The sequence below is a fragment of the Meiothermus cerbereus genome (assembly GCF_051297115.1).
Lineage (GTDB): Bacteria > Deinococcota > Deinococci > Deinococcales > Thermaceae > Meiothermus > Meiothermus cerbereus_A.
This window is the reverse complement of record NZ_JBEVAL010000017.1, coordinates 38,787-46,835: the sequence shown is the minus strand read 5'-3', so window position 1 is coordinate 46,835 and position 8,049 is coordinate 38,787. Positions and strand designations below refer to the sequence as shown.

Here is an 8,049-nt window from a genome sequence, read left to right as displayed (position 1 = left end):
GCTTCATCTTTGCCCACAACTTCAGGCAGCTGGCCAGCGTTTTGTAGGTAGCAACTTGGGTTAACCCTATGATGTTAATGACCAAGAAAGGAGGTATCGTGAAAAAACTTTTTTTGTTCCTCGCAATTGCTGCACTGGTGCTGGCAGGCTGCGGCACGCAGCCGCAATCCCAACCCAGCTTCACGCTCTCGCTCAGTCCCGCCAACGCAACCGTAAACCCCGGCCAGCCGGCCTCCACTACCCTCACCATCACCCCCCAAAACGGCTTTAGCGGCACGGTGAACCTCAGCCTGCAAAGCCCGCCCGAGGGGGTTTCGCTCTCGCTAAGCAGCGTGACTGTCACGGGAAGCGGAGCCCAAGACTTCACCCTGCAAATCCAGACCACCGGCGCCACCCCTACTGGCACCCACACCCTAACCCTGGTCGCCACCCAGGGCGGCCTCAGCAAAACCGCCAGCTTTGAACTAACTGTTACCTCGTTCAACATTGCCCTGACCCGCTCCAGCACTATGCGGGCCCAGGGTCAGAGCTTCTCGGACTTCGACCTTACCCTCACCCCCCAAGCAGGCTTTAGCGGTACGGTGAACCTGAGCCTGCAATCGCCGCCCAGCGGCATCAGCATCGGCCCCGCCAGCCTGAGCGCCTCCGGCCCCGTGACGCTAACGGTGGCCCGCACCGTGCCGGAGGGGGTCTACGACCTCACCGTGCAGGCCAGCAGTGGGAACCTGACCCGCACCGCCTCCCTTACCCTGCGGGTACTGCGGGCCAACACCCTGGCAGCCGGGGGCTACTTTAGCGCGGCCATAAAGCCCAACGGCGAGGTCTGGTCGTGGGGCGATAACACCTACGGACAGTTGGGTCGAGTGACCACTGGGACCAGCGATAGCACCCCAGCCTGGGTCTCACCAAGCGACGATGTGGTCTCGCTATCCCTGGGCGAGTATCATGCCATTGCCCTCACCAACGATGGCCGGGTGGTGACGGTGGGGCGCGACGATTATGGGCAACTGGGCGATGGGCCAGACAACTCGAGCGGTACCAACGCCGTACCCAACCTACGCGAAAACATCCTGCCTGCAGGCGTCAAGGCAGTGGCGGTAGAGGCAGGTCGCTACTACTCACTGGCTCTGACCTCCGAAGGCACCGTATACGCCTGGGGGCGCAACGATGTGGGCCAGCTCGGTCTTGGAAATACCGATTCTCCCCAGCATTCGCCGGTGCTGATACCTGGCTTAAGCGACGTAATTGCCCTGGCTGCCGGCGACGACCACACCCTGGCCCTCAAAGCCGATGGCAGTATCTGGGCCTGGGGCGACAACCCCAACGGCGAACTGGGTACGGGCAACACCGACCGATACACTAACCCCACACAGCTGACTGGCATCACCGCGATAGCCATCGCCGCCGGGGGTAACCACTCGGTTGCCTTGCTGGCCGACGGAACGGTGCGTACCTGGGGTTTCAACAACCACGGTCAACTGGGCAACGGTAACACTACAAACAGCAACGTACCCGTGCAGGTTACGGGTCTGACGGGCGTAGTGGGCATTGCTGCCGGTTATGAGTTCACCCTGGCCGTTCTGAGTGATGGTTCGGTCAAGGCTTGGGGGCACGACGATAGCTTCCAACTCGGCAATGGGGCTACTGCGGGCGACCAGACGACCCCGGTGGATGTACTGGGCATTCCCTCAGGCCGGAGTGTGCGGGCTCTGGCGGCGGGTATCTTCCATGCCCTGGCCCTGCTGGACGATGGCTCGGTGGTGGCCTGGGGCAGCAACATTCAGGGTCAGTTGGGCGATGGAACCAACAACTCCTCCGACGAAGCCAAGCCTGCCTCCATTACCGGTGTGCAGGTGCCCCCCGCACCCTTGCCATAGCTCCTGTAGCAAACAGACCTGCCTGGGCGTTCCAGGCAGGTTTTTTGTGGGCCTATAGGTAGGCTGGGGCTACAGGGATTTGATTAGGTTTTTTCGGAGCTTGAGCCAGCGCGGTAGCCTTTGGAGTGCAATGCGCCAGGCCCGCCCAACACGGCCTAGCGCGGTGAGAGCCACTTGGGCAGGAGCCGGGGTGCTTCCAGCGTTTGCAGACGCTGGGCCGAGAGGGCGTTGGGGTTGTAAATGCCCCCGTCGCTGGCGGCAGCAAAGCTAAAGCCATCCAGGTTAAGGCCCGTGGGAGGGGTGCTGCTCTGGGCCAGGGGCAGCCAGTCGCGCAAGGGCAGGCTTACCTGCATGGCGCTGAGCGACCAGTCGAGCTCGAGGTTGCTCCTTAGACCCCAGGCGGTCTGCCAGCCGTTGGCGGGGGCGTTGGAAGGCGCAGGGGCGCAGGGGGTCTGGGAGGCCGCACAGGACTGGGCCAGGTTGGGGACGGCGTAGCGGGTGGTGCTGCCCAGCCAGCCTTGCGAGAGGTGCAGGTGCCATTCCAGGTTGGTGCTGGGGGCAACCGCAAGCTGGGCCAGTTGCAGGCTAAAGAGCCGGGTGCCGCTGCTCAGCCAGGTGTAGCCGGAGTTCCAGGACGTCTGAAACTGGTTGCCCAGCAGGGCCAGGGTGGCCCCCGGCGGGTTCAGGAAGCTGGCGCTCAGGTTCTGGGGGTTGGCCTGGCCGCGCACTACCTGTCGAGAACGCAGGTTCAGGTTGCTGAAGGTGGTCTCGCGGGCATTGAAGAGGTAGAACTCGTTGGGCTGCCGCTGGGCCGCAGGGATGGCCCGGTAGGTCAGGTTGGCCGCCCGTTGCTGGCTGTCGGCCAGGTATAGGGTTGGGGTGGTGGGGGTTAGGTAGGCCAGGTAGCTCAGGCCCTGGGCCGAGGGGTTAGGGTTGGTCAGGGTGGCGGTGTAGGAACCCTCGAGGGCGAACGAGTCGGGGCCGCTGGCATCGAGGTCGAGGGTCTGGTTGCCCCCTACGGCATAGCTGCGCTGGAAGACGGCCCGATCCGCCTCGAATACGGTGCCGGGAGGGCTGGGCGGCAGATACCGCACGGCCATCAGGTCGGCGCTGCCGTGGTGCACCCCTTGCAGCAGGTAGCCAGGGTAGGCCGGGGTGGGAGGGAATTCACCGGTGCGGGCGGGGTCTACCAGGTCGCTGGCGGTTCCATAGGCCACCTGGCCGTAACTGCCGTTCAAGCCGTTCAGCTGCCCACTTACGTTCGAGAACGAACCGCCGCTCGTTGGCGAAGGGCAGGGCAGGCTCAGGTCGCGCACCTCGTCCAGGGTGAGCTGGTAAACACCCACCTGATGGGTGGTAAGCCTGGCCTCGGTTTTGCTGCATACCACCGCCCAGCCATAGCGCCCCGCGGCGTTGCCCACGCGCAGCAGGTACTTTCCGGCACTGGGGGCAACCACCTGCCAGGCGCCGCTGTTGTCCTGGCCGGCAACCCAGGCCGCCCCGCTGGCGCTTAGCTCGGCCTGGTCGAACACATTCAGGAGCACCAGAGCGGTACGAATCAGGCTGCCCTGAGCGCCCCTCACGCGCAGCACATAGTCTCCCAGCGGGAGGTCGGGGGTGGTGGCGATGGTAAGGGTGGAAGTAGAGCCATCTACCTCCTGGGGCGCAAAGATGGCGCTGATACCGGTTGGTAGAGGGGAGCCATCGGAGCGCTCGAGGCTCAGGGTAATGGGGTCGACCAGGTTATTACGCACGATGGTGATGGTTTCGTTCAGGCTACTGCCCCGCTGTACGGTAAGGTATTGCGTAAGGCTCAGCTGGAAATCGGAATCGGGCGATGCAGGCAAGACCGTGAGGGTAAAGGGTAGGGTGCGCTCGAGGCTTCCTAGGGTGGCCTTGATGCGTAGGGGATAGGTGGTGATGGTGGCCGTAGGGGCCACCGAAAGCCGTAGAATCGAGGTGCTGCTGCCCAGCTGACTGGGGCTGAAGGTGGCGCTCAGGCCAGCGGGCAGGGGGCTGCCGTCTTGCTGCTCGAGGGCCAGCACCACCGTACCCCCAATGTTGACGCGAACCACGTCTACCAGGAGGTCTTCGTACTGCCCCTGGCGGATGGAGGGGTTGGGGTTGCTCAGACTAAGCTGCAAATCGGGCTGGTGGGCCGGTTCTATCTGCAAGGGCAGATCTGCAGTTCGGGAAAAAGGCCCCTTCGAGGCCCGCACACGCAAGATAAATCGGCCTACCTCTGCATTGCCCAAGGCCTTAACCTGCAGGGTCGAGGTATCTTCCAGGGTGCTGCTGGGTTCAAAGGTGACACCAACCCCAGTGGGTGGAGGGCTTTCCAGGTCCAGCACCACCAGGCCCGGCAGGTTGCTGCGCACAAGCCTTATATTGACGCTTTTGCTCTGGCCCTGCTGGAGGGTGAGGCTGCTGGGGGAAAGGTCAATGTGCAATTGGGGCTCCGGTGCGGGTTTGCTGCACCCGCTTAGCAAGACCCAGGCTGCTGCTAAATAAAACCAAAATTTGAGGCCTGTAATTAAACCCTGCACTTTCCTCATGGCCCATCCTCACGTTTTGACGATAGCATCCGTCCAGATGCTGTCAAGTTGGCAGGCGTTACGTGCGAAAGGCTCGAGGGGGCACAATATTATGAGAATTTGCTCAAGGGGTCTACATGCCACGCCCATAAGACCCCGATTGGGCGGTATTCTAATAGGGCTGTCTATGCTGCGCCACCTATGGATTCTGGCCATCGCCATCACAGCCTGTGGAAGTACCCTCGATGTGAGCAACCCAACCCCGTCTCCCCCTACCGCTGGCAGTTGGTGGAAACCTGGGCTTGATACCACCTGGCATGTCCAGTACACCGGAACCCTCGACAAAACCCGACGGGTAACGGTTTATAATGTCGACCTGTTCGATACCCCGGCCAGTGTGGTGCAGGAGCTGGCGGCGCGCGGTGTTAAGGCGGTCTGCTACCTGAGTGCAGGCTCCTGGGAGAACTGGCGGCCCGACAAAAACCAGTTTCCCCCCGAGGTGCTGGGCCGCAACTACGAGGGCTGGGCAGGGGAGCGCTGGCTGGACATCCGTCAGATTGACAAGCTGGCCCCCATCCTGCGGGCCCGGCTCGACCTCTGCAAGCAAAAAGGCTTTGTGGGGGTAGACCCCGACAACGTGAATGGCTACCAGAACAACACCGGCTTCCCTCTTACGGCCCAGGATCAGATTCGCTTTAACCGCTGGTTGGCGGCAGAAGCCCACCAGCGCGGCCTGGCCATTGGCCTCAAGAACACCACCGATCTGCTCCCGCAGCTCATCAACGACTTCGATTTCCTCGTGACCGAAGAGTGCTTTGCTCAGGGCTGGTGCAACCAGACCCGTCCCATGTTGCAAGCGGGCAAGCCGGTGCTCAACATCGAATACACCGACACCCGCATCAAAAGCGCCTCGCAGTTTTGCAGCAGCACCACCAGCCTGGGTATTTTCTCCATCCTCAAACGGCGGGAACTCGATGGTTGGGTAGAGGAGTGCAGGTAACACCCCCGTTAAGTCCAACTACAGCATAACAGACGCAAAAATCCCACCGGGCTAAAAGGGCTCGAGCGGGATTTGCACATCTTCCCGCAGGTGAATAGGCAGCCTGGTGTAATGACCGTAAAATGCCTCCCTGGACAGCCTGACGGTTTTTTGTGAAGCTATAGATTAGCGGGTTCTGTCACCGCCAATACCCTCACTCTAGACCCGTCTGCGCCAGATGCACAATTTAATGTAACGAAAGGTAACAGGCTGGCTGCCCTGTCGTGTTTAGGGTTCTTCTTCTACCCTGGGGTCTAGAGAACATCTGCGTTTTAGCCATATTCAGAAGGGGGCCAAGAGAAATGAAATTCAACACAAAAACCACCACCCTTATCCTGGCCGCCTTGTTTTTGCTGGCGGGGTGCAATCTGCAAAGGGGCAGCGAGGCGGCTCAGGTACCGGAAGGGCCATCCCAGGCCCCCTCTATGCCCCGTTTCGAGGGCGCCCCGGTTGCCTTGCCGCTGCACAAGGCCGATGCCAACCGCCCCTTGCCCGATGTGCAGATTCCTGGTTTGCTGCGCCCCCAGCGCGGGGGGGTGCAGTTCCAGGCCCTGCCGCAAAACCGGGTAGCGCTGCGCATTTTGGTGATTGGCCCTACCGAAGAAGATCCGGGCCTGCAAGCCTGGCGGGCCTTGCTTGACCAACTAGGGGCCAACTACCAGGTATTGCTGGCCGATACCCAGGAGCTGACCAGCAGCATGCTGGAGGACAGCACGGGCGGGCGCTTCCAGGCCATCTTGCTGGCCAGCAACAACCTGACCTACAAGGTCCCGTCGGGGGATTTTGCCAGCGCATTGAGCGGGGCAGAGTGGAGCCGCTTGTGGGACTACCAGCGCCGCTACGCGGTGCGCTCAGTCTCGCTGTACACCTTTCCTGGGCCGGGAACTCCCAACGAGCGCTTTGGCGAACCGGAAGACTACTGCATCCGCTCGGTGCGGCCAGCCGGAGATGAAGGGGTGCGCACCGATAACCCCGCCACCAATCCGCCGGCCAGCCCGCCGCCTTATCCCCCCGTTCGGATGACCCTCACGCCCGAGGGCCGCGGCCTGTTTAGCTATTTGAACCCCAACGCAGAGATTCCCATTCAAAATGCCTTTGTCTATCCAGCCCGCCTGGCTACGGCCCAGGAGTCGCCCGGCTGTGTGGTGCAGCCGCTGTTGCAGGACTTGAGCGAAAATGTGCTGGGGGTGTTTAGCCGCAGCGCCGATGGACGCGAGCGAATTGCCCTGACTTTTGCCAGCAACCCCTATCTGTTACACACCCAGCTTTTAGGTTATGGGCTAATTCGCTGGGCTACGCGGGGGCTTTTTATCGGCGAACGGCGGCACATTCTGGCCGTTGATGTGGATGACTGGGGCCTCGAGTCCGACTGGTGGGACGACACCCTTCAGCCCGGCGATCCCCTGCGCTACCGGCCCCAGCCCTTTAGGCTTTCGGCCCAGGATGCCTGGTCGCTGTACCTGCAGCAGCGCCAGCTCAACGCCACCTATCCCCTTAGCAACGGCTTCATGCTCAACCTGGCCTTCAACGGGCGGGGGGTGAACACCGGCGTGGCGGCAAGCTGTAACCCAGGGGTCTCCAGCGGCGACCCCCTGTCCAGCCTGACCAAGTGTCTGGCCAGCCGGATGCGCTGGCTCAACCACACCCGCGACCACCCCTCCATGGACAACATCACCGACCCCGTCGCGCTGCGCTTCCAGATTGCCGAGAACACCCGCCTGGCGGGACAGATGGGCCTGTGGTACAGCAGCAAGACCCTAAAAACAGGTGAACTCTCGGGCCTGGGTTGGTACCGTAGTCCAGCCACAGAAGAACCTAACCCTTTGCCCAGGCTGCCTTCCGAGTGTCCGCCGGTGGCCGGCGCCTCGGGCCCCGGTTCAGATGAACCACGCAAAGATTTCGGCCTGGCGTGTGCCAACCAGGCCCTGCTCGACCGCGCGGTAGAGCTGGGGATTCGCTATATCCATGGCAACTACTCGGTAGGTAGCCACAAACCCAAATGCCCCATTTGTGGGATTGCCTTGCGCCCGGATTTGCTGATGATTCCAGTGTGGCCCACCAACATTGCCTACACCGTGACTACCCCGGCTGAGGCCACCTCGTTCTACAACTACATCTACGCCCCGGGTGGGCAGCACCCCTACTGGCCCAGGCCGCTTACCTACCAGGAGATCCTCGAGCAGGAAACCAACCTGGCCCTCTACCACCTCCAGACCAGTGCCAGCTCGCACTACTTCCACCAGGCCAACCTGCGCGAGTTCGAGCCGGGCCGCAGCCTGGTTTTCGATTACCTAAACCGCTTGATGCAGAAATACACCAGCTACTACAGCATCCCGGTGCTCAACCCCTCATGGGACGAGATCGGGGAGTATGTGGCCGAACGCACCCGGCACAGCGCCCTTCTCGAAGCGGGTATTACTGCTACCTGGAACCGCAGCACAAATCAGGTTGAGATCGCTGCGCCGGAGCAAAGTTCTGGTGTACTGTTTTTTACGGGGGCGGCGCAGGGGGTTAGCTGGGTATATGGGGGCGATGTTGTTTCCAAGGTGAACCTTTCTGCAGGGCAGGTCTTGCGTTTTACCTACCCTGCGGAGTAGGG

Annotated in this window: 4 protein-coding genes; 3 read left to right on the top strand and 1 reads right to left on the bottom strand. The window is 61.9% G+C overall.

Annotation, left to right across the window (positions count from 1 at the left end):
* Nucleotides 1–98: 98 nt before the first annotated feature.
* On the top strand, nucleotides 99–1,877 hold the full coding sequence (locus ABWU19_RS05455) for a chromosome condensation regulator RCC1 (RefSeq protein ID WP_435900752.1): 1,779 nt from the start codon (nucleotides 99–101) through the stop codon (nucleotides 1,875–1,877).
* A gap of 155 nt (nucleotides 1,878–2,032) precedes the next feature.
* Here ABWU19_RS05455 and ABWU19_RS05450 read toward each other — a convergent pair whose 3' ends face one another.
* Nucleotides 2,033–4,327, bottom strand: coding sequence for a COG1470 family protein (locus ABWU19_RS05450; protein ID WP_435900751.1), 2,295 nt, complete (start codon nucleotides 4,325–4,327; stop codon nucleotides 2,033–2,035).
* A gap of 271 nt (nucleotides 4,328–4,598) precedes the next feature.
* On the opposite strand from ABWU19_RS05450, the gene ABWU19_RS05445 reads away from it, so the two are divergent.
* Both ABWU19_RS05445 and ABWU19_RS05440 read left to right on the top strand, forming a co-directional pair.
* Nucleotides 4,599–5,411: an endo alpha-1,4 polygalactosaminidase gene (locus tag ABWU19_RS05445; RefSeq protein ID WP_435900750.1), complete on the top strand. Its 813-nt coding sequence runs from the start codon at nucleotides 4,599–4,601 to the stop codon at nucleotides 5,409–5,411.
* A gap of 341 nt (nucleotides 5,412–5,752) precedes the next feature.
* A complete protein-coding gene (locus ABWU19_RS05440; RefSeq protein ID WP_435900749.1) occupies nucleotides 5,753–8,047 on the top strand; it encodes a hypothetical protein in 2,295 nt (764 codons plus the stop codon).
* The last annotated feature ends 2 nt before the right edge of the window (nucleotides 8,048–8,049 follow it).